Origin of the sequence: Alkalicoccus luteus, from assembly GCF_012034335.1 — a bacterium.
In the GTDB taxonomy this organism is placed as follows: Bacteria; Bacillota; Bacilli; order Bacillales; family Salisediminibacteriaceae; genus Alkalicoccus; species Alkalicoccus luteus_A.
Map to the genome: position 1 here is coordinate 1 of NZ_JAATHJ010000145.1, position 200 is coordinate 200.

Below are 200 nucleotides of genomic sequence, written 5' to 3' on the forward strand. Positions count from 1 at the left end.
CGTCGCTCGGCAGAGCGAGGAAGACACATGATTCGTTTTCGCGTTATCCGGTTTTGAGCGGGTACGCTCATTCATCCAGTAGCGACAGCGGTGAGGTCACACCCGTTCCCATGCCGAACACGGAAGTTAAGCTCACCAGCGCCGATGATAGTTGGGGGCTCTCCCCCTGCGAAAGTAGGACGTTGCTGGGTCACCTGAGA

Annotated in this window: 1 rRNA gene; it reads left to right on the plus strand. The window is 57.5% G+C overall.

Annotated features, from left to right (window positions below):
- Window positions 1-74: 74 nt before the first annotated feature.
- Window positions 75-191 (plus strand): 5S ribosomal RNA (gene rrf / locus HCN83_RS18205).
- The last annotated feature ends 9 nt before the right edge of the window (window positions 192-200 follow it).